Origin of the sequence: Aquabacterium sp. NJ1 (assembly GCF_000768065.1) — a bacterium.
Lineage (GTDB): Bacteria > Pseudomonadota > Gammaproteobacteria > Burkholderiales > Burkholderiaceae_C > Aquabacterium.
On record NZ_JRKM01000001.1, the window covers coordinates 3,154,276 to 3,175,170 of the forward strand.

At 66.6% G+C, this 20,895-nt stretch carries 20 protein-coding genes; 16 read left to right on the plus strand and 4 right to left on the minus strand.

Annotated features, from left to right (window positions below; all coding sequences use genetic code 11):
* The first annotated feature begins 66 nt into the window (after positions 1–66).
* From JY96_RS13555 to JY96_RS13620, 14 genes are all read left to right on the plus strand, one after another.
* Positions 67–786: a glutathione S-transferase family protein gene (locus JY96_RS13555; RefSeq protein WP_235333926.1), complete on the plus strand. Its 720-nt coding sequence runs from the start codon at positions 67–69 to the stop codon at positions 784–786.
* Between the two features lie 113 nt (positions 787–899).
* Positions 900–1,187 (plus strand): hypothetical protein, encoded by a 288-nt coding sequence (locus tag JY96_RS13560; protein WP_035038185.1) that lies wholly within the window; start codon positions 900–902, stop codon positions 1,185–1,187.
* 15 nt (positions 1,188–1,202) lie between these two features.
* Positions 1,203–2,063 (plus strand): DUF692 domain-containing protein, encoded by an 861-nt coding sequence (locus tag JY96_RS13565; protein WP_235333927.1) that lies wholly within the window; start codon positions 1,203–1,205, stop codon positions 2,061–2,063.
* Complete coding sequence (locus JY96_RS13570) at positions 2,060–2,962, plus strand: DUF2063 domain-containing protein (RefSeq protein ID WP_052162500.1); 903 nt, start codon at positions 2,060–2,062, stop codon at positions 2,960–2,962. Before JY96_RS13565 ends, JY96_RS13570 begins: the two co-directional genes overlap by 4 nt.
* Positions 2,963–3,079: 117 nt before the next feature.
* Positions 3,080–4,198 (plus strand): BMP family ABC transporter substrate-binding protein, encoded by a 1,119-nt coding sequence (locus tag JY96_RS13575; RefSeq protein ID WP_035042753.1) that lies wholly within the window; start codon positions 3,080–3,082, stop codon positions 4,196–4,198.
* A gap of 26 nt (positions 4,199–4,224) precedes the next feature.
* Positions 4,225–5,370 carry an ABC transporter permease gene (locus JY96_RS13580; RefSeq protein WP_081961251.1) on the plus strand — a complete coding sequence of 382 codons (1,146 nt, stop codon included), beginning with the start codon at positions 4,225–4,227 and terminating at the stop codon, positions 5,368–5,370.
* Entirely contained in the window at positions 5,367–6,290 is a 924-nt protein-coding gene (locus tag JY96_RS13585; protein ID WP_035038188.1) for an ABC transporter permease, read from the plus strand. The genes JY96_RS13580 and JY96_RS13585 overlap by 4 nt, the downstream gene beginning before the upstream one ends.
* A 26-nt stretch (positions 6,291–6,316) precedes the next feature.
* On the plus strand, positions 6,317–7,381 hold the full coding sequence (locus tag JY96_RS13590) for a formamidase (protein ID WP_052162501.1): 1,065 nt from the start codon (positions 6,317–6,319) through the stop codon (positions 7,379–7,381).
* Entirely contained in the window at positions 7,378–8,073 is a 696-nt protein-coding gene (locus JY96_RS13595; protein WP_035038191.1) for a cysteine hydrolase family protein, read from the plus strand. Before JY96_RS13590 ends, JY96_RS13595 begins: the two co-directional genes overlap by 4 nt.
* 449 nt (positions 8,074–8,522) lie before the next feature.
* The gene (locus JY96_RS13600; protein ID WP_035038194.1) at positions 8,523–10,124 is read left to right on the plus strand and encodes an ABC transporter ATP-binding protein; all 1,602 of its coding nucleotides are present in this window, start codon (positions 8,523–8,525) and stop codon (positions 10,122–10,124) included.
* Positions 10,121–10,822, plus strand: coding sequence for a cysteine hydrolase family protein (locus tag JY96_RS13605; RefSeq protein ID WP_035038197.1), 702 nt, complete (start codon positions 10,121–10,123; stop codon positions 10,820–10,822). The genes JY96_RS13600 and JY96_RS13605 overlap by 4 nt, the downstream gene beginning before the upstream one ends.
* A gap of 65 nt (positions 10,823–10,887) precedes the next feature.
* Positions 10,888–12,849 carry an allophanate hydrolase gene (gene atzF, locus JY96_RS13610; RefSeq protein ID WP_081961642.1) on the plus strand — a complete coding sequence of 654 codons (1,962 nt, stop codon included), beginning with the start codon at positions 10,888–10,890 and terminating at the stop codon, positions 12,847–12,849.
* Positions 12,846–13,256, plus strand: a complete 411-nt coding sequence (gene hpxZ, locus JY96_RS13615; protein ID WP_035038199.1) for an oxalurate catabolism protein HpxZ — start codon at positions 12,846–12,848, stop codon at positions 13,254–13,256. The genes atzF and hpxZ overlap by 4 nt, the downstream gene beginning before the upstream one ends.
* Entirely contained in the window at positions 13,253–13,963 is a 711-nt protein-coding gene (locus tag JY96_RS13620) for a GntR family transcriptional regulator (protein WP_035038201.1), read from the plus strand. The genes hpxZ and JY96_RS13620 overlap by 4 nt, the downstream gene beginning before the upstream one ends.
* Before the next feature lie 65 nt (positions 13,964–14,028).
* Here JY96_RS13620 and JY96_RS13625 read toward each other — a convergent pair whose 3' ends face one another.
* The 4 genes from JY96_RS13625 to JY96_RS13640 all read right to left on the minus strand — a co-directional run bounded on the left by JY96_RS13625 (position 14,029) and on the right by JY96_RS13640 (position 18,331).
* Positions 14,029–15,552: an FAD-linked oxidase C-terminal domain-containing protein gene (locus JY96_RS13625; protein WP_035042762.1), complete on the minus strand. Its 1,524-nt coding sequence runs from the start codon at positions 15,550–15,552 to the stop codon at positions 14,029–14,031.
* 74 nt (positions 15,553–15,626) lie between these two features.
* Positions 15,627–16,103: a hypothetical protein gene (locus JY96_RS13630; RefSeq protein WP_035038203.1), complete on the minus strand. Its 477-nt coding sequence runs from the start codon at positions 16,101–16,103 to the stop codon at positions 15,627–15,629.
* Positions 16,104–16,243: 140 nt separating this feature from the next.
* Complete coding sequence (locus JY96_RS13635) at positions 16,244–17,452, minus strand: FIST N-terminal domain-containing protein (RefSeq protein WP_200883560.1); 1,209 nt, start codon at positions 17,450–17,452, stop codon at positions 16,244–16,246.
* Positions 17,453–17,521: 69 nt separating this feature from the next.
* On the minus strand, positions 17,522–18,331 hold the full coding sequence (locus JY96_RS13640; RefSeq protein ID WP_152606501.1) for a PhaM family polyhydroxyalkanoate granule multifunctional regulatory protein: 810 nt from the start codon (positions 18,329–18,331) through the stop codon (positions 17,522–17,524).
* Positions 18,332–18,465: 134 nt separating this feature from the next.
* Here JY96_RS13640 and JY96_RS13645 point away from each other — a divergent pair, with 134 nt between their 5' ends.
* Both JY96_RS13645 and JY96_RS13650 read left to right on the plus strand, forming a co-directional pair.
* Positions 18,466–20,064 carry an alkaline phosphatase gene (locus tag JY96_RS13645; RefSeq protein WP_035038205.1) on the plus strand — a complete coding sequence of 533 codons (1,599 nt, stop codon included), beginning with the start codon at positions 18,466–18,468 and terminating at the stop codon, positions 20,062–20,064.
* A gap of 53 nt (positions 20,065–20,117) precedes the next feature.
* Positions 20,118–20,723 (plus strand): TetR/AcrR family transcriptional regulator, encoded by a 606-nt coding sequence (locus JY96_RS13650; RefSeq protein WP_035038208.1) that lies wholly within the window; start codon positions 20,118–20,120, stop codon positions 20,721–20,723.
* Positions 20,724–20,895 lie beyond the last annotated feature (172 nt).

Consider the following 20,895-nt stretch of genomic DNA (forward strand, 5'->3'; position numbering starts at 1 on the left):
CAAAAACCGCACCAGGGTGTTGGCCTCTGGGGTGTGGGCCAGGGTGTAGCGCGCTAAGCTGCGGGCTTGATCGCCACCGCCCTGGGAGCTTGTGTGTACGACCTCTACATCGCCAACAAGAACTACTCGTCCTGGTCCTTGCGGCCATGGGTTTTGTTCACGCAACTGGGGCTGCCGTTCAATGAGCGCCTGCAGGTGTTCGCGGCAGGGCCCAACTGGGGCGCCTTCAGGTCGTTTTCGCCCACCGGCAAGGTGCCCTGCCTGCATCACGCGGGCGAGGTGGTGTGGGATTCACTGGCCATTGCCGAGTACCTGGCCGAGCGCCACCCCGGCGTCTGGCCCGAGCGGGCCGATGCCCGTGCCTGGGCGCGCTGCGCAGCCGCCGAGATGCATTCGGGTTTTGGCGAGCTGCGCGAAGTCTGTTCGATGAACTGCGGCCTGCGGGTCGAATTGCGCGACGAGTCCCTGGCGCGCATCCAGGCTGACCTGACCCGGCTCGATGAGCTCTGGCGCCAGGGGCTCACGCGCTTTGGCGGCCCTTATCTGGCCGGTGCGGCCTTCACGGCGGTGGACGCCTTTTATGCGCCCGTGGCGTTTCGCATCCAGACCTTTGGGCTGACTCTGTCGCCCTTGGCGCAGGCCTATGCACAGCGCCTGCTGGATCTGCCGGCCATGCGGCAATGGTACGAAGCCGCCCTGGCCGAACCCTGGCGCGAGCCGGCGCATGACGAGGCCACCTTGATGTATGGCGCCTTGCTGGAAGACCTGCGTGTGAATCCAGCCTGAAGATTTTTCCGTAAGGGTGTAAGGACTGGGCGGTCTCCTCGACTACCCAGTGTCCCCGGCGAACAAAGCTGCCGTGGCATCACCTCAACACCTCACCTGACGGAGAAATCAACATGACCCAACGTACTTCCGCTTCCCTGGCCGCAGCTGCCGCCCTGATGGCCCTGAGCACCGCCGTGTTCGCCGCCGAGGCCCCTGCTGGCAGCATGGGTGGCGCCGTGGCCGCCAGCGACAAGGTGCACTGCTATGGCGTGAACAGCTGCAAGGGCAGCAGCGACTGCAAGACCACCGAGCACGCCTGCAAGGGCCAGAACGCCTGCAAGGGCCACGGCTTCAAGGCGCTGGACGCCAAGTCCTGCCTGATGAAGGACGGCACCATCGGCGACATCGGCGCCAAGTAAGGCGAGGGCGCGATCATGAGCATGCTCCATCTGGCTCATGGGCGCCTGACGCAGCCTTCGCCCGGTTTCGGGCTGGGCCTGCGCACGGCGCACTACGCGGACTTTCTGGCCCAGCCCCAGCGTGTGGACTGGTTGGAGATCATCAGCGACAACTACATGGTGCCAGGTGGCAAGCCCTTGCGCATGCTCGACGCCATCCGCGTGCGTTACCCCATGGCCATGCATGGTGTGGCCTTGTCCATCGGCTCGGTGGGCGGGCCCGATCGGGCCTACCTTCAACAGCTGAAGCACCTGGTGAACCATGTGCAGCCCTTGTGGGTGTCCGACCACCTGTGCTGGACGGGCGTGCATGGCCGCCAGTTGCATGACCTGATGCCACTGCCTTACACCGATGAGGCGCTGGACGTGGTCGTGCGCAATGTGCGCCAGGTACAGGATGTGCTGGGGCGGCGCCTGGTGCTGGAGAACGTGTCCAGCTACGTGAACTTTCAGCAATCGCACATGAGCGAGTGGGACTTCGTCGCCGCCGTGTGCGAACAAGCCGATTGCCTGCTGCTGCTGGATGTGAACAACATCTACGTGAGCAGCGTGAATCACGGGTTCGACCCCGTGACCTACATCGACCGCATGCCTGCGCACCGTGTGCAACAAATGCACCTGGCGGGCCATTCGCACAACGGGGATCACATCATCGACACGCATGACCAGCCTGTGTCTGGCCCGGTGTGGGATCTGTACGCGCACGCGTGCCGGCGCTTCGGGCATGTGGCCACGATGATCGAACGTGACGAGCACATCCCGCCTTTGCCCGAGTTGATCCACGAGCTGGACCAGGCGAGGCTGATGGCGGCGGGTGTGTGGCGGGAGGCGGCATGAACACCGTGGTCATTGACGCCGGCGACAGCCTGGCGGCCATCCAGGCGCGCATGCAGGCGCATGTGCTGGCCGCAGATGTGGCGGGTGAGGTTGCGCAAGAACCTGCTGACATGGCCACGCGTGGCACCGGGGCCCTCGCCGATGTGCAGGCCAGTGACACTTTCAGTGCGGCGCGCCGGCTGGGCATCTACCACCACGCCTACCGCGCACGTTTGCTGGAGACCTTGCGCGACACCTTTGCGCACACCCTGAGCTACCTGGGTGATGCGTGGTTTGACCACCTGGCGCGGGCCTACATCGAGCAGCACCCGTCACGCCATGCCAATTTGCGCTGGTATGGCGACACCTGGCCCGATTGGCTGGCCGGCGACCGACTGCTTGAAGCGGGGGCGGGCGAGCACCCCGAGGTGGCGGAGCTCGCCCGCCTGGACTGGTCCTTGCGGCGGGCGTTTGACGCGGCCGATCAGCCGGTGGCGACCCTGGCTGACCTGGCCGTCGTGCCCGCCGAGGCCTGGGCAGAGGTGACGCTGAAGGCGCAGCCCTGCGTGGCGGTGCTGAGCCTGCAGCACAACACCTTGAGCCTGTGGCATGCCCTGGACCAGGGCGGCGAGGTGCCCGAGGCCCAGGCCTTGCCCGCGCCGATGGGGGTGCTCGTCTGGCGGCAGGACGAGCGCCCCCATTTCCGCAGCGTGTCCCCACCAGAAGACGTGGCCTTGACCGCCATGCTGCTGGGCCGCCCCTTTGACGACATCTGCGCCCTGCTGGCCGAGCGTTTTCCGGATAACGACGTGGCCATGCTGGCCTCCAGCCTGCTGCGCCGCTGGATCGACGACGGCCTGCTGATGCCGATCACGGCGCCCACGCAGGATGAACGCGAGGAAAGAGACGCCTCGACCTGAAGATCAGGCATAGCCATTGCTTGTATACCAGCCTGTACATCACCCGGTATGTCAGTGCCGCCTCAAGGCGGTGCACGGGAGATGGGTTGCGCAACAGACTGGTGCAAGGAGAGCTGCATGGCTATGGATCAATGGAATCGTCGGACGTGGATCAAGGGTGTCGGTGCAACGGGTGCCGGCCTGGCGCTTGGGGGCTTGTCTGACCTGGTGATGGCCCAGAAACCGCTGACGATCGGCATGATCTATGTTGGCCCGAAGGACGACTTCGGCTACAACCAGTCGCACTACGAGGCGGCCTCCGAGATCAAGAAGATGCCTGGCATCAAGATCGTCGGCGAAGAAAACGTGCCCGAGACGCAGGTCGTGCAGAAGACCATGCAGGGCATGATCTCGCAGGACGGCGCCACGCTGCTGTTCCCCACCTCGTTCGGTTACTTCAACCCGCACATCCTCGATGTGGCCAAGAAGAACCCCGATGTGCGCTTCGCCCATTGCGGCGGCATGTGGGACGCGGCCAAGCACCCCAAGAACGTGGGCAGCTTCTTTGGCTACATCGATGAATGCCAGTATCTGAACGGCGTGATCGCTGGCCACATGACCAAGTCCAAGAAGATTGGTTTTGTGGCGGCCAAGCCCATTCCGCAGGTGCTGCGCAACATCAATGCCTTCACGATGGGTGCGCGTTCGGTGCACCCGGACATCACCTGCTCGGTCATCTTCACGGGTGACTGGTCCATGCCGGTGAAAGAGGCCGAAGCCACCAACAGCCTGGCCGACCAGGGCGTGGACGTGTTCACCATGCACGTGGACGGCCCCAAGGTCATCGTCGAGACGGCGGCCAAGCGCGGCAAGTTCGTGTGCGGCTACCACGCCTCGCAAGCCAAGCTGGCGCCCAATGCCTACCTCACAGGTGCCGAGTGGAACTGGGTCACGCCTTACAAGCAGATCGTGGACGCTGCTCGCACTGGCAAGCCGCATCCCAACTTCCTGCGCGGTGGCTTGAAGGAGGGCTTCGTCAAGACCTCGCCTTATGGCGCCATGGTGCCCGAAGGCGCGCGCAAGCAGGCCGATGCCATCAAGGCCGCCATGCTCAAGGACGAGTTCGAGATCTTCAAGGGTGAGATCAAGGACAACACCGGCAAGGTCGTGATCCCCAAGGGCACCACGATGAAGCAGATCGATCCGGCGCTGGAGGGCATGAACTACCTGGTTGAAGGTGTGATCGGCAAGGTCTGACACGAGATCCACCCAAGGGAGACCTCATGAGCGATTCACGCCTGGCTGTGGTGTTCGACAGCGTGGTCCTGCCCGTGCTGGCATTGGCCGGCGCGGTGCTGCTGTTCGGTGGCTTCGTGTGGCTGGGTGGCACCAGCCCGACCGAGACCTGGCTCTTGTTGTTCAAGGGGGCCTTCGGTGATGCCTTCTCATGGCAGAACACCTTGCAGCGTGCCTCACCGTTGATGCTCACGGCCTTGTGCGTGGCCATCCCGCAGCGTGCGGGCCTGATGGTGATCGGGGGCGAGGGCGCGCTGGTGCTGGGCGGTCTGGCTTGTGCGGGCCTGCCTTATCTGTTCGCGCCGCCTGCCGGCGTGGCCGGGACGGTGCTGGTGCTGCTGGCCAGTGCGCTGGCGGGGGGCGCCTGGATCGCCCTGGCTGGCGTGCTGCGGCAATACCGCGGCGTCAACGAAACCATCAGCTCGCTGCTGATGAGCTACCTGGCCATCGGCTTGTTCAAGCACTTTGTGGAAGGCCCCATGCGGGACCCGAGCAGCTTGAACAAGCCTTCCACCTTGCCTTTGAACGAGAGCAACCTGCTGGGCTTGTTGCCTGGCTACGAGGTGCATTGGGGCCTGGTATGGGGCGCGGTGGCCTGTGTCGCTGCGGGTTTCTGGCTGTTTGGTTCGACGCATGGTTTTGCCACGCGGGTGGTGGGTGGCAATGCCCGCGCGGCCCGTCTGGTGGGCCTGCCCAGCCATCGGCTCATCATCACCGCGTGCGGCCTGGGTGGCGCCTGCGCTGGCCTGGCTGGTGGCATCGAGGTGGCCGCGGTGCACACCAATGCCAACGCAGCCTTGATCGCCGGCTTGGGCTACACGGGCATCCTGGTGTCCTTCGTGGCGCGTCACAACCCGTTTGCCGTGATCCCGGTGGCGATTCTGTTTGGTGGCTTCGGTTCGGCGGGCAGCCTGTTGCAGCGCCGGCTGGATCTGCCTGATGCCTCGGTGCTGGTGCTCCAGGGCTTTGCCTTTGTGATGATCCTGGCCAGTGAAGCCTTGCGTGGTCGCATGGGCGAATGGCTGGTGCAGCAACAGGCTGTGCGGGCCGAACGGGCTGCGCACGAAACCAGCCGTGCCCGCCTGGCACGCGAGCAGGCGGCGCTGGATGCCGCGCGCAAGGAGGCCGCATGAGCGACGCGTCTTTATGGGCCGATGTGGCCGTGGCGGTGCTGGGCGGTGCGATCCGCGTGGGCACACCGTTTCTGTTCGTGAGCCTGGGCGAGTGCCTGACGGAGAAATCCGGTCGCATCAACTTGGGGCTGGAAGGCGTGCTGGTCTTGTCGGCCATGGCGGGCTTTGCGGGCAGCTACCTCACCGGCTCGCCATGGGCCGGGGTCTTGCTGGCCGGTGTGGCGGGGGCTTTGCTGGCCATGCTGCATGGGCTTTTGTGCTCGCTGCCTCGTGTCAATGACATCGCCACGGGCATCGCCTTGATGCTGCTGGGCTCGGGGCTGGCCTTCTACCTGGGCAAAGGCTTGATCCAGCCGCAGGCCGCGCAGATCCCGTCCATCGAGCTGGGCATGTGGAGTGATTCGGCGCAGGTGCAGGCGGCGCTGCGCATCAACGCCTTGTTCCCGGTCGGGGTGGTGCTGGCGGCCCTGATGGCCTGGGCGCTGGCCGACACACGCTGGGGTTTGATCGTGCGCATGGCTGGTGACAGCAGCGACGCGGCGCGGGCCCTGGGCTACTCGGTCAACACCGTGCGGGTGCTGGCCACCATGGCAGGCGGCTTCATTGCGGGGATCGGCGGGGCGTCCTTGTCGCTGTACTACCCCGGCAGCTGGAACGAAGGTTTGTCCAGTGGCCAGGGCCTGATCGCCGTGGCGCTGGTGATCTTTGCGCGCTGGCGGCCCATGGCCTGCCTGGGCGCTGCCTTGCTGTTTGGCGGCGCGGGGGCCTTGGGCCCGGCGCTGCAGTCGGTGGGCATCGGCTGGGGCTACCACCTGTTCAATGCCATGCCCTACGCCTTGACCTTGTTGATCCTGGTGTGGACCTGCAGCCCCAAGCGCTCCTTGCAAGGTGCGCCGATGGAGCTGGGTGTGTCGCGTTGAGTGGGTGATCGGTAGAGGAGCGTGTGATGAGTGGACTCAGTGGCTTGAACAAATCACCATCGGGCATGGTGATCGGTATGGTGCAGCTGCAGCTGCCGGTGGTGGAAACGCCGGCACAGCTGGCAGCACAGACGCAACGCATCGTGGACATGGTGGGCAAGGCCCGGCGCAGCTACCCGGGCATGGACCTGGTCGTGTTCCCTGAATACGCCCTGCACGGCTTGTCGATGAGCACGGCCGATGCGTTGATGGTCACGCTGGATGGCCCGGAGGTGGCGGCATTCAGGGCGGCTTGCGTGCAGCACCGCATCTGGGGTTGCTTCTCGATCATGGAGAAGAACGCGCAAGGCAACCCGTACAACACGGGGCTCATCATCGACGACCAGGGCCAGCTGCAGCTGTACTACCGCAAGTTCCACCCCTGGGTGCCGGTCGAGCCCTGGGAGCCGGGCAACATGGGCATCCCCGTCATCACGGGGCCCAAGGGCGTGAAGCTGGCGCTCATCATCTGCCATGACGGCATGTTCCCTGAAATGGCGCGTGAGTGCGCCTACAAGGGCGCCGAGTTGATGATCCGGACCGCGGGCTACACCGCGCCCATCCGGCATGCATGGTCCATCACCAACCAGGCCAATGCTTTCCAGAATCTGATGGCCACGGCCAGCGTGTGCTTGTGCGGCAGCGACGGGACCTTCGACTCCATGGGCGAGGCCATGGTGTGCAACTTCGATGGCACCGTGATGGCACAAGGCGGTGGGCGGCCTGACGAGATCGTCTGCGCGGAGATCCGGGCGGATCTGATTCGCGAGGCCCGCCAGCACTGGGGCGTGGAGAACAACATCTACCAGCTCTATCACCGCGGTTATGTGGCCGTGAAGGGTGGGGCGCAGGATTGCCCTTACACCTTCATGCAGGACATGGTCCGGGGGCAGTTCAGCCTGCCCTGGGAAGCCGACGTGGTGCACACGGATGGCCAGTCCTGTGGCTTTGCGCCACCTGAGCGTGCGTTCATGGGCCATGAGCCCAATCTGCTGGAGGCGGCCGAGCAGCCTTCTTTGTTTGCCACCCCTGCCATCAAGGAGGCCGCATGACGACCTATGTGGACGCCCAACCCTATGCCTGGCCCTACAACGGTGACCTGCGCACCAGCAACACGGCCCTGATCATCATCGACATGCAGACCGACTTCTGCGGGGTGGGCGGGTATGTGGACAAGATGGGCTACGACATCTCGGCCACACGCGCGCCCATCGAGCCGATCAAGGCCTTGCTGGCCGTGGCGCGGCAGGTGGGCATGCTGGTGATCCACACGCGCGAAGGCCATCGGCCTGATCTGAGTGACCTGCCGGCCAACAAGCGCTGGCGCTCGCGGCAGATCGGCACCAATGGCATTGGCATTGGTGATGAGGGGCCGTGTGGGCGCATCCTGGTGCGGGGCGAGCCGGGCTGGGACATCATCCCTGAGCTGTACCCGATCGACGGGGAGCCCGTTGTGGACAAGCCGGGCAAGGGCTCGTTCTACGCGACCGATCTGGAGCTGATCCTGCACACCAAGGGGATCGAGAACATCATCCTTACGGGCATCACGACCGATGTGTGCGTGCACACCACGATGCGCGATGCGAATGACCGCGGCTTCGAGTGCGTGATGTTGACGGACTGCACGGGCGCGACCGATGCGGGCAACCATGCGGCTGCGTTTTCGATGATCAAGATGCAAGGTGGGGTGTTTGGGGCGGTGTCGGATTCGAAGGCGGTGATCAAGGCGTTGCGGGCGCTTTGAGACGGGGTGGGGTGTGGCGACATGATTTGGTTTGAACGCTTCGCTCAGGGTGCTGCTTCGGTTGAGCGGGCAGAGAGGCTCGGGTGGACAGCTCCGCTCATGTCCTCCGCCCAGGCTGTGCCTGGTCTCCCCCTTTACTTCGCTGCGCCATCCACCCGAGCCTCTCTGGCCAGCAACGCTCTGGCAGCGCCTTCGCTCCGCGAAGGCTTGGGAAGTTGCAGCGGCGTGAGCCGCTGCAACTTCCCCTCCCACCCATCCCGCGGTGTGAGGGGTAGACCACTGGGGTACATGGCGAAGCGAAGTAAAGGAGGAGAAATGGGCTTAGCCCATTTCGGGGGACATGAGCGTAGCCGTGTGCCCCAGTGGTTTGCCCCGGCTTCACCGCACCACCACCACCTCCTCCTCCAAACCAACTCACTCACGCACAAAGCAGCAGGAGGACCTCACCCATGACCGCGCCCCTCGACCCCGCCCTGCAGCCACAACCTAAAACTGGCGCCCTGGCCCTGTCCACCTACCAGCTCACCAAACGCTTTGGCAGCTTCACCGCGCTGGACCACGTCTCCATCGACGTGCGCCCCGGTACCGTGCATGCCCTGCTCGGTGAAAACGGTGCGGGCAAGAGCACCCTCGTCAAGGCCATCGTCGGCTACCACCAGCCTGACGACGGTGCCGTGCTCATCGATGGTCGAGAACACGCCATCACCTCGCCCGTCGTCGCGCGCCACCTGGGCATCGGCATGGTCTACCAGCACTTCACCGTCGTGCCCGGCATGACCGTGGCCGAGAACCTGCTGCTGGCCAAGGGCGAGCTGCCCGCCATCGTGCCCTGGCGCAAGGTGCGGCAGGAGCTCGAAGCCTTCATGGCCACCACCCCCTTCAAGCTGGACCTGGACGCCCGCCCCATGGATTTGTCTGCGGGTGAAAAGCAGAAGCTCGAGATCCTCAAGCAGCTCTTCCTCAAGCCCCGCCTGTTGATCCTGGATGAGCCCACCTCGGTGCTGACCCCACAGGAAGCCGATGAAGTGCTGGGTGCACTGCGGGACCGTGCGCACGCCGGCGAGGTCAGCGTGATCATGATCTCGCACAAGTTCCGCGAGGTCATGGAAGTGGCCGACGATGTCAGCGTGCTGCGGCGCGGCCAGCTCATGGGCAGCCACCGCGTGGCCGAGACCACGCCGGCCTTGCTCGGCGCCGAGATGATGGGGTTGAGCGCCGGTGCCAGCACCGCGGCCGCGGTCGCCGCCGAGGAGATGCCCCGCGAGCCCTTTCCCGAAGCGCCCTTGCGTTTGCGCGTCAAGCAGCTGAGCGTGGCGGGCGACCGTGGTGAGCGCGCGGTGCACGAGCTGTCCTTGCAGGTGCGCGGCGGTGAGGTCGTGGGCATCGCGGGCGTGTCAGGCAACGGCCAGCGCGAACTGATGGAGGCCCTGGTCGGCCAGCGCGACCGTGAGTCCGGTGAGGTCTGGATGGCCGATGAACGCTACCACGCACGGCGCGAACAGAACCAGCGCCTGAACGTGCGCAGCCTGCCCGAAGAGCCTTTGCGCAATGCCTGTGTGGGTGACCTGAGCGTGGCGCTCAACATGGGCTTGCGCCGGTTTGACCAGGCCCCGGTGGCCCGTCTGGGCTGGATGCGCGCCAGCTTGTTGCGCGACAAGGCCCGCGAGCTGATCACCGCCTACAAGGTCAAGACCCAAGGTGAGAACGCCGCGATCCGATCCCTGTCCGGTGGCAATGTGCAGCGTGCCGTGCTGGCGCGCGAGCTCGATGGCCAGGTCGACGTGCTGCTGGTGTCCAACCCCGTGTTCGGCCTGGACTTCGCCGCCGTCGCCGAGATCCACAGCCGCATCATGGCCGTGCGCAACAAGGGCGGGGCTGTGCTGCTGGTCAGCGAGGATCTGGACGAGTTGCTCAAGCTGGCCGACCGCATCGTGGTCATGAGCGAAGGCCGCATCGTGCATGAATGCGATGCACGCGATGCCGATCGGCACGTGCTCGGCGCCTTCATGGGCGGGGCGCATCACCACCATCCCGTTGCGGAGGCCGCATGATCACCACCGTTCACGCTCAGCCCTTTGATTTCAGCTTCAACATCCGCCACACGGCGCTGCTCATCATCGACATGCAGCGCGATTTCGTCGAGCCAGGTGGCTTTGGGGCCTCGCTGGGCAATGACGTCAGCCTGCTGCAGGCCATCGTGCCCACCTGCCAGCGCGTTTTGCAGGCCTGGCGCGACATGGGCGGCTGGGTGGTGCACACCCGCGAGGCCCACCGGCCCGATCTGTCGGACTGCCCGCCCGCCAAGCTCAATCGCGGTTCACCCATGCTGCGCATTGGTGATGCCGGCCCCATGGGGCGCATCCTGATCCGTGGCGAGCCCGGTCACGCCATCATCCCCGAGCTGGCACCCATCGAAGGCGAGCTGGTCATCGACAAGCCGGGCAAGGGCGCGTTCTATGCCACCTGCCTGAGCGAGGCGCTCACCGTGCGCGAGATCACCCACCTCATCGTGATGGGCGTCACCACCGAGGTGTGCGTGCAGACCACCATGCGCGAAGCCAATGACCGTGGTTACGACTGCCTGCTCGTTGAAGACGGCACCGAAAGCTACTTCCCTGCGTTCAAGCAGGCCACGCTGGAGATGATCCGCGCGCAAGGCGCCATCGTCGGGTGGACGGCACCGAGCGCCGCCCTGCTGGCCGCGCTGGACACGTCGGTATCGCCGCCCGCCCTGGCCCGCAGTGCATGAGCGCCTGCATCACGACCCCTGCCATTCAGCCCCTGCAACAGCCCCATTTCAAGACCCCACCGAGCATGTCCTTCACCTCCGTTCAAGCTGTTGATGCCTTCCCTGCCACCATCGCCGGCTTGCTGGCCGCTTATGGCGATGGCCGCCTCACCCCCGCGCAGGTCGTGGCCACCTTGTGGTCGCGCTGGCAGACCTTGCCCATCGATCAGGACCCCGCCTGGATCACCCGCGCCAGCGCAGCCTTTCTGCAGGCGCAACTCGACGCCTTGCAAGGCCAGTCTCCTGCCAGCCTGCCGTTGTACGGCATCCCCTTTGCGGTCAAGGACAACATCGATGTCGCCGGCCTGCCCACCACGGCGGCCTGCCCCGCGTTCGCGCATGAACCCGCCGAGTCGGCCGAAGTGGTCCGCCGCCTGATGGCCGCGGGCGCCATCGTGGTCGGCAAGACCAATCTGGATCAGTTCGCCACGGGGCTGGTGGGCCAGCGCTCGCCCTATGGTGCACCCACTTCCACCTTCAGTGAAGCGCATGTCAGCGGGGGCTCCAGCTCGGGCTCGGCGGTGGTGGTGGCGCGTGGCGATGTGCCGTTTGCGCTGGGCACGGACACGGCAGGGTCGGGCCGCGTGCCTGCGGGCTTCAACAACCTCGTGGGGCTCAAGCCCACACCCGGGCTGGTGCCCACGCATGGCGTGTTGCCTGCCTGCAAGAGCCTGGACTGCGTGTCGGTGTTCAGCTTGACGGCCTCAGATGCCGCGCGCGTGCTGCACGTGGCGCAAGGCCCCATGGCCGGGCAGCCGGTCTTCAACACCGTCACGCCGCAATTGCCGCGGCTGCCTCGCCCCTTGCGCATCGGTGTGCCGGCCGCGCCCGAGTTCTTTGGTGATGCGGACTATGCCGCGGCGTTCGAGCAAGCCAAAGCGCAGTGGGCCATGCTCCGCGAGCCTGATGGCTCACCCTGGCCCGTGAGCCTCGTGCCGGTGGACATGCAGCCTTTCCTGAATGTGGCGCGCCTGCTGTACGAAGGCCCCTGGGTGGCCGAACGGTATGCAGCCATCGCTGGGTTCATCGGCCAGCATGCTGCAGACATGAACCCGGTGGTGCGCGGCATCATCGAAGGGGCGCACCGGCACGACGCCGTCTCTGCCTTCAATGGCCTGTACCGCCTGCGCGAACTGGCCGCCTTGACCACGCCCGTCTGGCGCGACATCGACGTGCTGATGGTGCCCACCGCACCCACCATGCCCACGGTGGCCAGCGTGCAGGCTGACCCCGTGGGCCGCAATGCGCAACTGGGCACCTACACCAACTTTGTCAACTTGCTGGGGCTGTCGGCCCTGGCCCTACCGGCTGGCTTCACTGCGGGCAGCCTGCCCTTTGGCATCACCCTGATCGGCCCCGGTGGCGCTGACGCCGCCCTGCTGGACGTAGGCGCTTGCTGGCAGATGGCCAGTGCCTGTGTGGCGGGGCTGGACGGCCAGGAGCCGATCGATGGCCCGGTCAATGTCTGCGCATTGGGTCACGGCTTGCAGGCCGCAGCGGACAGCGAGTTGAGCCTGCCCACGGCCTGCCCCATTGAAGCCGAGCCCGTGATCGCGCTGGCCGTGGTGGGCGCCCACCTCAGCGGCATGCCCTTGCATGGGCAACTGGTGGAACGCAAGGCCCGCTTGCTGGCCGCCACGCAAACCGCGCCACGTTACCGTCTGCATGCCTTGCCGGGCACGGTGCCGCCCAAGCCGGGCCTGGCACGCATCCCGGATGATGCCCCGCCCGAAGAAGGCCACGCCATTGACCTGGAGGTGTATGCCATGCCCTTGTCCAGCATCGGCTCCTTCCTGGCCCTGATCCCGCCGCCCTTGGGGCTGGGGTCGGTCGAGCTGGCCGATGGCAGCTGGGTCAAGGGCTTCATCTGCGAGCCCTGCGGTCTGGCCGGTGCGCAGGACATCAGCCACTTCGGCGGCTGGCGCGCCTACATGGCCCACGTCAAGGCGCAAAGCGCTGCAGCCGATGCAGACCGGAGGGCCGCATGACCCTGGGCCAGGCACAGATCAACCTGCACGAGGTGGTGCAGGAAGTCACCCGCCTCTTTCTGGATTACGAGTCCGCCCTGATGCGCAATGATGCCGACGCCCTCAATGCCTACTTCTGGCGACACCCGGCCGTGACCCGCTATGGCATCAACGACCGACAACTGGGCCACGAGGCCCTGGTGGCCTACCGCGCTGCCGTGCCCGCGCCGGACTTCACCCGCACGCTGCACGATGTGCGCATCACGGCTTTCGGGCCTGACATGGCCGTGGCCATGTGCGAGTTCAAACGCAGCGACACCGATCTGCATGGCTTTCAGACGCAGACCTGGGTGCGTCTGCCCGAAGGCTGGCGCATCGTTTCGGCGCACGTCAGCATGGTGCCCTTCCAACCTGGCCTGTCTCCATGAAACTGGTTGCCGTCACCCCACCGAGCGCGCTGCCCAACGTGACCTTGGCCGAGCGCGTCTATGCCCAGATCAAGCAGCTGATCTTCGACTTCGTCCTGCTGCCCGGCGACCGCTTTTCAGAAAGTGACCTGGCCAATCAGGTGCAGGTCAGCCGCACGCCTTTGCGACAGGCCTTGCAACGCCTGCAGCGTGAGGGCTTCCTGCTGGTCTTTCCCAAAAGCGGCTGGCAAGTGGCCCCGCTGGATTTTGAAACCTTCGACCAGCTGTATGACCTGCGCGTGCTGCTGGAAACCCACGCCGTGGCCAAGCTGTGTGAAGCCGAAGAGCGCCCCGTGCTCAAGGAACTGGCCGATGTCTGGCTCATCAAGCCGCACGAACGCCAGACGGCTTTCATCACGGTGGACAAGCTCGATGAGGCCTTTCACGCCGCGCTGGTGCGCTCTACGGGCAATGCCGAGATGATCCGCGTGCATGAGGACATCACCGAGCGCATCCGCATCATCCGCCGGCTGGACTTCACCAAGCCCGCGCGGGTCGAGGCGACGTATGACGAGCACGCCCGCATCCTGCGCGCCATCACCCGCCGGCGGGCCGACGAGGCCTTGCGCCTGCTCAAGGCCCACGTGGCGCAAAGCAAGGCGGAGGTACGGCACATCACGCTGGACATGCTTTATCAGGCCAGGCAGCGTATTGCAGCAGGCGCGTGATGCCAGGTGCAGCTGAGTGAAGTGCGGTGTGGCTGCGCGGGGCGGCCGTGACGCGCAGGCAGACCTCAGAACCTCGGCAAGTCGGCCAGCGCCTCACGCAGCGCCGGCGTCTGCCCCAGCTTCTGTCCAGGCGCGGGCCGCAGCTCCCCACAGCGCGCCAGCATCGGGATCAGCTTGCCCGGGTTGAGCATGGCCTTGGGGTCAAACGCGGCCTTGAAGGCCAGCATCTGCGCGCGTTCGGCGTCGGTGAACTGCGTGCACATGGCGTCCAGTTTTTCGATGCCCACGCCGTGTTCGCCGGTGATGCTGCCGCCCAGTTGCACCGCGGTGAGCAAGATGGCATTGCCAAAGGCCTCGGCGCGCTGGAGCTGATCCGGGTCATTGGCATCAAACAGGATCAGCGGGTGCATGTTGCCGTCACCCGCGTGGAACACGTTCACGCAGCGCAGCCCGTAGGCGCCTTGCATCTCGTTGATGGCCGCCAGCATGGTGGCCAGGGCCCTGCGCGGGATGGAGGCATCCATGCACAGGTAGTCCGGGCTGATGCGGCCGGTGGCGGGGAAGGCGTTCTTGCGCCCGCTCCAGAAACGCAGGCGCTGGGCCTCGTCTTCGCTGATGTCCAGCTTCGTGGCGCCGGCCTGTTGCAGCACCGCGCGCAGGCGCTCGATTTCTTCATCGACCTCTTCAGGGCTGCCATCACTTTCAACCAGCAGGATGGCGGCGGCGTCCAGGTCATAACCGGCATGGACGAAGTCTTCCACCGCGGCGGTCATGGGCTTGTCCATCATTTCCAGGCCCGCGGGGATCAGGCCGGCGGCGATGATGGCGGCCACGGCATCGCCGGCCTTGCCCACGTCGTCGAAGCTGGCCATCAGGCAGCGCGCCACCTGCGGCTTGGGCAAGAGGCGCACGGTGATCTCGGTGGCCACGCCCAGCAGGCCTTCGCTGCCGATGAAGGCGGCCAGCAGGTCCAGGCCGGCGGCGTCCAGCGCCTCGCTGCCCAACTCCAGCACCTCGCCCTCGACCGTGAAGCCACGCACGCGCAGCACGTTGTGCACGGTCAGGCCGTATTTGAGGCAGTGCACACCGCCCGCGTTCTCGGCCACATTGCCGCCGATGGTGCAGGCGATCTGGCTGCTGGGGTCGGGTGCGTAATACAGGCCGTGCTGCGCCGCGGCTTCGCTGATGGCGAGGTTGCGCACACCGCACTCGACCACGGCCGTGCGGGCCAGCGGGTCGATGTGCAGGATGCGGTTGAGGCGCGCCAATGACAGCGTCACACCCATGGTGTGGGGCAGGGAGCCGCCTGACAGGCCGGTGCCCCCACCACGTGCCACCACGGGCACGCCCAGCTCATGGCAGGCTCGCAACACGGCGCCAACCTGCTCATGGGTCTCAGGCAAGGCCACGGCCAGCGGGCGCTGGCGGTAGGCGCTCAGGCCATCGCATTCAAAGGGGGTGACGGCTTCGTCCTGCCACAACAGGCTGCGCTCGGGCAGCACGCGTTGCAGGGCCTTGACCACGGCTTGCTGCCGCTGCGCGCGGCTGGCCGTGGTGGCGTCGGGTGATGGGGTGACCGTGGTGTCCATCTGCATCACTGTATACCCAACGGCACCCGACGCAGAGGCCGCCGCCAGCAACGCAATGTGTCATGCCCTGGGCGTCAGCTGACGATCAGATCAGGGATGCGGCGGAGCATCATCATGTCGTGCTTGTCGATCTTCTGGCAGTCGCCATGGCCCTGGAAGCGGTAATGCCGCCCGGTGACCGATGAGCGCACGCTCAAGGCGCCATGCCCCGTGAACCGGGCTTGCAGTTCGCCGCTGGCCGGGGTGCCCGAGGCCGTGGGGGTGGCTGTGGCCGCTTGCCGGGCTGCTTGGCGCGGTGGGGTGGCGGCGGCATCGTTGGCTGCGTTCTGGACGACGTCATTGGCGGCCACGCGCACGGGGGAGCGGCGCGCGGGCGCGGTGGGTGCCAGCAAGGTGGCCACGGTCCGGGGTGGGGGGGCTGCTGCGGGCATGCCGGCCAATGGCGCGGGGCCGGATGAGGCCGCCCAACTCACGGGGCTGGTGGTTTTGCTGCCCGGTGCCTGTTCGGCATACGGGATGGGGCGGGGGCGGGTGACAGGGCGAGCGATCATGGCGTACTCCGGCTGGTGTCCAAAGCAGACAAGGCAATGCAGACAACGGGCGGGAGTGTGCGAGCCTGTTCACGCCATGAAAATCCCCTCGGGAGGTGCAGCCACAAGGGGGCCCACCGAAGGGGGAAACCGTGTCGGTTTCAGCCGCCAAATACCGTGAGCACGCCGGTGTAGCCGTACAGGTGGTGGCGGGCGATTTCGCCGCTGGCAAAGAAGCCCACCAGGGGGATGTCACCCAGTGCGTGGGCGATGATCTCCATCTCGGCATTGGGGGCGCCGAAATGCGGCCCGCCCCGGCCGGTGCAACTCACGTACACCGCGCCAACAGGGGCGCTGCCCGGGTGATCCACCGGGTCGAACTCTTCGCGGATCTCGGCGCAGATGCGCACCAGATCCTGCCGGGCGGCTGCCACATGGCGCTGGCAGAAGGCCAGTTGCATGCCGGGCTCCACCAGGTCACTCAGGGCCACGCCATAACGGCTGGGGTCCAGGCCCACGAGGTGGCGCACGCGGGTGTCGGCGCCAAAGTGCTGGCCGTGGCTGAGCAGGTCGCTGCCGGCGTCGCTCAGGCCCACCAGGGTGGCGCGCACCTTGGGCAGGGCGTCGCGGTGCCAGTCGCTCTCGCTCACGGTCACCGGCACACCCAGGTCCTTGAGCAGGCAGTTCAGGGCGGGCAGCCCGTCCAGCTCATAGACCACATTGCGGTGCGCGGCCGTGACCTCGCGCCGGGGCCCGATGGGCTCGCAGCCTTGTGTCACGCGGGACACCACGCGCACATGGTCATTGAAGGCCACGCCTGAGAGGCCGCCATGCCAGATGCCGCTGGGCGGCGCGGCGCCTGGCTCGCCATGGACTTGCGCATGAGGGTCCAGCGCCATGTGCAGGCTTTGGGATTGCCCCGCGCTGACGCCGCCAAACAGGTAGCCCGTGTCCGTGCGCTCGGCCAGCTCCTGAATCAGTTCGGGCAGGTCGGGCGAGTGGCCATCGGCATGCACCATCGCGGTGTGGGCGCGCCACATGCCTTCACGCGCGGCCAGCGGTTGGTTGGGGGCCAGCGGCTGACGGCCGTGGAACACCCGGAAGTCGCTCATGGGCATGTTGCACAGCATCACGGCCAGTGCCGGCTCGTCGATGTACTCCACGCCGCTGGCCAGCACGCCCGCACCCACGGCGCCCACCCAGGCCACATGCGGCAGGCGTTCGCGCAGGCCGCCCAGGATGGCCTGGGCGCTGTCGGCCAGCTCTTCGGTGAGGTAGCACCAGCCCAGCGTGGCCTCCATGCTCTGCGCCCCTTGCGAGGCCAGTTGCGCCCAGACCAGCTCCAGCGCCAGGTCACCGCGGGGGTGCATGGCGTGGGCGTGGAGGAAGCGCAGGGGCGTGCTCACTTTGGGCTTTCCGCAGGGGCTGTAGGCAAACGATCAGGACGAGGTCGAGGTGCCGCGCGCCGATTTGCCGCTGGCCGCTCTGGCCTTGCCGGTGGCGGGCTTGCTGGCCGTTGATTTCGTGCTGGCCCGGGCACCGGCCTTGCTGCTGGACGAGCGCGCCTGTTTGGCTGGCGCCGCCGCAAACTCGGCCACTTGTTCAGCCGCCTGGGCCTGCGCCTGCTTGATCATGTCCATGGACTCGCCCACCGAGTCGCCCACCGTCTGGGCGGCCTGGGAGGCCAGGTGCGTGAACTGCTGCGTGAGCGTGTCCCACCAGCGGATGGGGTTGATCAGCTCGGGGCTGTCCTGGCCGGAGGCGCCTGCTTGCGTGGTGTCCGCAGGGGCGTCATCCGAGCCCGAGGCGGCTGGTGCTGGTGCGGCCGAAGCCGTGGGGCCGGACGCCGGCGCCTGCGCACGGGCCTTGAGCGAATCCCGCAACGCGTCCATCGACACATTCATGCCCTTGAGCGTGGACAGCGTCATGCGCTGCACTTCCAGGCCCTGGATGGTCATGGCGATCATGCGCGCGTTCTGTTCCAGCCAGAACTGCACGGTCTTGAGATCCTGGATGCGCTTTTCCAGCTCGGCCGGGTCCAGCGTCGGCATGGTCCAGGCCGACATGCCCGAGGTGGCCGCGCCGGTGGCGCCTTGCAGATTGGGCAGGGCGCTGCCGGCGGCCTTGATCCAGTCCTGGAAGAAACCGAGGCTGGCGCCCATGCCGGCGCTGAGCGAATCAAACGGGTTGGCGCCTGGGGCGGCGGAGCTGGCGCCGGTGGGGTCCGGGCTCGGTGGGCGTGTGGGCATGGCTGTCTCCCGAAAGGGTCATCAGGGTCATCACATTGGCAAGGCCATTGTGCCCCCGGCGGGCGCGGGTGTCGCGCTTTGGTGATGCTTTGGTGGCGCTTTGCACTTTGTCGCAACGCATAATCGGCGCCTTCATGCAACGCCGCCAGCTATTGACCCGTCTCAGCCAGCTTGCTGCTGCCCTCGCCTGGCAGCAGGTGTTCGCGCCTGGGGTGCGGGCCCAAGGAGCTGATCCGGGCAATGCGGGCAACTGGAGCGAGCCCGGCGAGGTGTTCACCCTGGGCGTGGCCAGTGGCGAGCCCCGGCCGGATGCCGTCGTGCTGTGGACGCGCCTGGCGCCCAAGCCCCTGTCGCCCGATGGTGGCATGCCGGCCCGCGCCGTGCCCGTGCTGTGGGAAGTCGCCGCTGACCAGCGCTTCAACCAGATCGTGCGTTATGGCGCCGTGGTCGCCGAGCCCTTGTCTGCGCATTGCGTGCACGTCGATGTGGACGGGCTGGCACCGGGGCGAACTTACTACTACCGCTTCCGCGCGGGTGGCCAGCTCAGCCCCGTCGGGCGCACGCGCACCGCACCTGCGGCAGATGAGCGCGTCGAGCGCCTGCGCATGGCCGTGGCGTCCTGTCAGCACTACGAGACGGGTTATTACGCCGTCCACCGCGAAATCGCCGCGGCGGACCTCGACCTCGTGCTCTTCCTGGGCGACTACATCTACGAAACCGAGGCGCCGGCGTTTGCCAAGGTCCGCCAGCATCCGCATGTGTTCCCGGATGACGAGGCGCATTACAGCCTGAGCGATTACCGCCTGCACCATGCCAGCTACAAGCTGGACGCAGACCTGCGGGCCAGCCATGCGGCCCACCCCTGGCTGATGGTCTGGGATGACCACGAGGTGGTCAACGATTACGCTGGCTCGACATCGCTCGACCTGGATGACCAGCACGCCTTCCTGCGCGTGCGCACGGCGGCCTACCAGGCCTATTTCGAGCACCTGCCCGTGTCGCCCACGCGCGCGCCGGTGGGTGCCAGCATGCGCATGAACGAGCATTACCAGTGGGGCATGCTGGCCGACATCTGGACCATCGACGGGCGCCAGTTCCGCGACCCGCACGTCTGCAGCGGGGTGCACGCGCCCCAGGGCGGGCGGGCGCTGTGGCGTTGCGCCAAGGCCGAGCAGCCCGATCGCACCCTGATGGGCGTCGAGCAGGAGTACTGGCTGGCCGATGGCCTGGCCTCCAGTGAGCGGGCCTGGAAGTTCATTGCCCAGCCCACCCAGATCGCACCCGGTGGGGTGCGCACACCGTTCGGCCCGGTGGTGTACGCCGATGGTTGGGACGCCTACCCGGCGGCGCGTGAGCGGCTCATGGCGGCCATCGCGCAACCGCGTGTGCCCGACGTCGTCTGCCTGGGCGGCGACGTGCACCGCCACGTGGCGGCCAACCTGCGCCTGAACCCGCTGGATCCGAGCTCGCCCATCGTGGCCAGCGAGTTGGTCACCACCTCGGTCTCCAGCCGCGGGCTCAGCGAGTTCCTCTCCGGCCTGGTCCGCAAGAGCAACCCGGACTTGCTGCACGTGCGCGGCGACGAGCGCGGCTACCTGCTGCTGGACGTCTCCCCCCAGCAGGTGCAATGCGAGTTCCGCGCCACGCCCCACCCCGTGCACCCGGACGCCCGCTTGCGCACGCAGGCCCGCTACGTGGTCGAGCGTGGCGTGCCGGGTCCCCACAAGGCCTGAGCGCCAATCAGCCCTGTCAGACGGCGGGCATCGCAGGCCTTCTACAATGCGTCATGGCCAGACTCCCGTTCAAGCAGCAGGTTCTCAAGGCGCGTGAAGACGCCATCATCGATGCCGTCAACCGCTTGCTGGCGGAAAAAGGCTTCGACCTGATGACCGTGGACGCCGTGGCCGCCGAAGTCGGCATCGCCAAGGCCAGCCTCTACAAGCACTTCGACTCCAAGGAAGCCCTGGCCGGCGCCGCCATGAAACGCCTGCTGACGCGGGCCATGGCCCAGCTCGATCAGGTCGCCCAGGAAGACCACCTTGATGCGCTCAGCCGGCTCAAGGCCGTGACCCGCTGGACCATGGAGGTGCAACTGGCCGGCGAAATGCCTTCCTTGCCCGCGCAGAACTCCAGCCTGCGCACCGCACTCGTCAACGACATGGACTACATGGGCCAGCTGATCGCCGTGAGCGAACGCCTGGGCGCCTGGATCGGCGAAGCACAGAGCCAGGGGCAACTGAGCCAGGCCGTGCCAGCCGAAGTGGTGCTCTACACCCTGTTTGCGCGCGCCTGCGACCCGGTGCTGGGCGTGCTCAAGGCCGGTGGCCATGCGCCTGATCAGATCATCGAGTGGGTCTTGTCGACCACGTTTGACGGCTTGTCGCGCCGCTGACACGCCGAATCACCACGCAGGTGCGCCACCCAGGACGGGGGCTTGCCCCTGTTTCGCATATTGATATGCTGGCGGCGTTTTACGCACTGGGCCTCTCGGCGGGCGTCGTGAAACGATGGCATGGCGCAAAAGGCTCCGATGAGGGCTGCGCTGTGCCCCAACCCACATCAAA

What these genes read in the sequence shown, in the direction of transcription:
- JY96_RS13560 (WP_035038185.1), top strand. Translation starts at nt 900, where the DNA reads ATGACCCAACGTACTTCCGCTTCCCTGGCCGCAGCTGCCGCCCTGATG.
- JY96_RS13565 (WP_235333927.1), top strand. Translation starts at nt 1,203, where the DNA reads ATGAGCATGCTCCATCTGGCTCATGGGCGCCTGACGCAGCCTTCGCCC.
- JY96_RS13570 (WP_052162500.1), top strand. Translation starts at nt 2,060, where the DNA reads ATGAACACCGTGGTCATTGACGCCGGCGACAGCCTGGCGGCCATCCAG.
- JY96_RS13575 (WP_035042753.1), top strand. Translation starts at nt 3,080, where the DNA reads ATGGCTATGGATCAATGGAATCGTCGGACGTGGATCAAGGGTGTCGGT.
- JY96_RS13580 (WP_081961251.1), top strand. Translation starts at nt 4,225, where the DNA reads ATGAGCGATTCACGCCTGGCTGTGGTGTTCGACAGCGTGGTCCTGCCC.
- JY96_RS13585 (WP_035038188.1), top strand. Translation starts at nt 5,367, where the DNA reads ATGAGCGACGCGTCTTTATGGGCCGATGTGGCCGTGGCGGTGCTGGGC.
- JY96_RS13590 (WP_052162501.1), top strand. Translation starts at nt 6,317, where the DNA reads ATGAGTGGACTCAGTGGCTTGAACAAATCACCATCGGGCATGGTGATC.
- JY96_RS13595 (WP_035038191.1), top strand. Translation starts at nt 7,378, where the DNA reads ATGACGACCTATGTGGACGCCCAACCCTATGCCTGGCCCTACAACGGT.
- JY96_RS13600 (WP_035038194.1), top strand. Translation starts at nt 8,523, where the DNA reads ATGACCGCGCCCCTCGACCCCGCCCTGCAGCCACAACCTAAAACTGGC.
- JY96_RS13605 (WP_035038197.1), top strand. Translation starts at nt 10,121, where the DNA reads ATGATCACCACCGTTCACGCTCAGCCCTTTGATTTCAGCTTCAACATC.
- atzF (WP_081961642.1), top strand. Translation starts at nt 10,888, where the DNA reads ATGTCCTTCACCTCCGTTCAAGCTGTTGATGCCTTCCCTGCCACCATC.
- hpxZ (WP_035038199.1), top strand. Translation starts at nt 12,846, where the DNA reads ATGACCCTGGGCCAGGCACAGATCAACCTGCACGAGGTGGTGCAGGAA.
- JY96_RS13620 (WP_035038201.1), top strand. Translation starts at nt 13,253, where the DNA reads ATGAAACTGGTTGCCGTCACCCCACCGAGCGCGCTGCCCAACGTGACC.
- JY96_RS13625 (WP_035042762.1), bottom strand. Translation starts at nt 15,552, where the DNA reads ATGGACACCACGGTCACCCCATCACCCGACGCCACCACGGCCAGCCGC.
- JY96_RS13630 (WP_035038203.1), bottom strand. Translation starts at nt 16,103, where the DNA reads ATGATCGCTCGCCCTGTCACCCGCCCCCGCCCCATCCCGTATGCCGAA.
- JY96_RS13635 (WP_200883560.1), bottom strand. Translation starts at nt 17,452, where the DNA reads ATGCACCCCCGCGGTGACCTGGCGCTGGAGCTGGTCTGGGCGCAACTG.
- JY96_RS13640 (WP_152606501.1), bottom strand. Translation starts at nt 18,331, where the DNA reads ATGCCCACACGCCCACCGAGCCCGGACCCCACCGGCGCCAGCTCCGCC.
- JY96_RS13645 (WP_035038205.1), top strand. Translation starts at nt 18,466, where the DNA reads ATGCAACGCCGCCAGCTATTGACCCGTCTCAGCCAGCTTGCTGCTGCC.
- JY96_RS13650 (WP_035038208.1), top strand. Translation starts at nt 20,118, where the DNA reads ATGGCCAGACTCCCGTTCAAGCAGCAGGTTCTCAAGGCGCGTGAAGAC.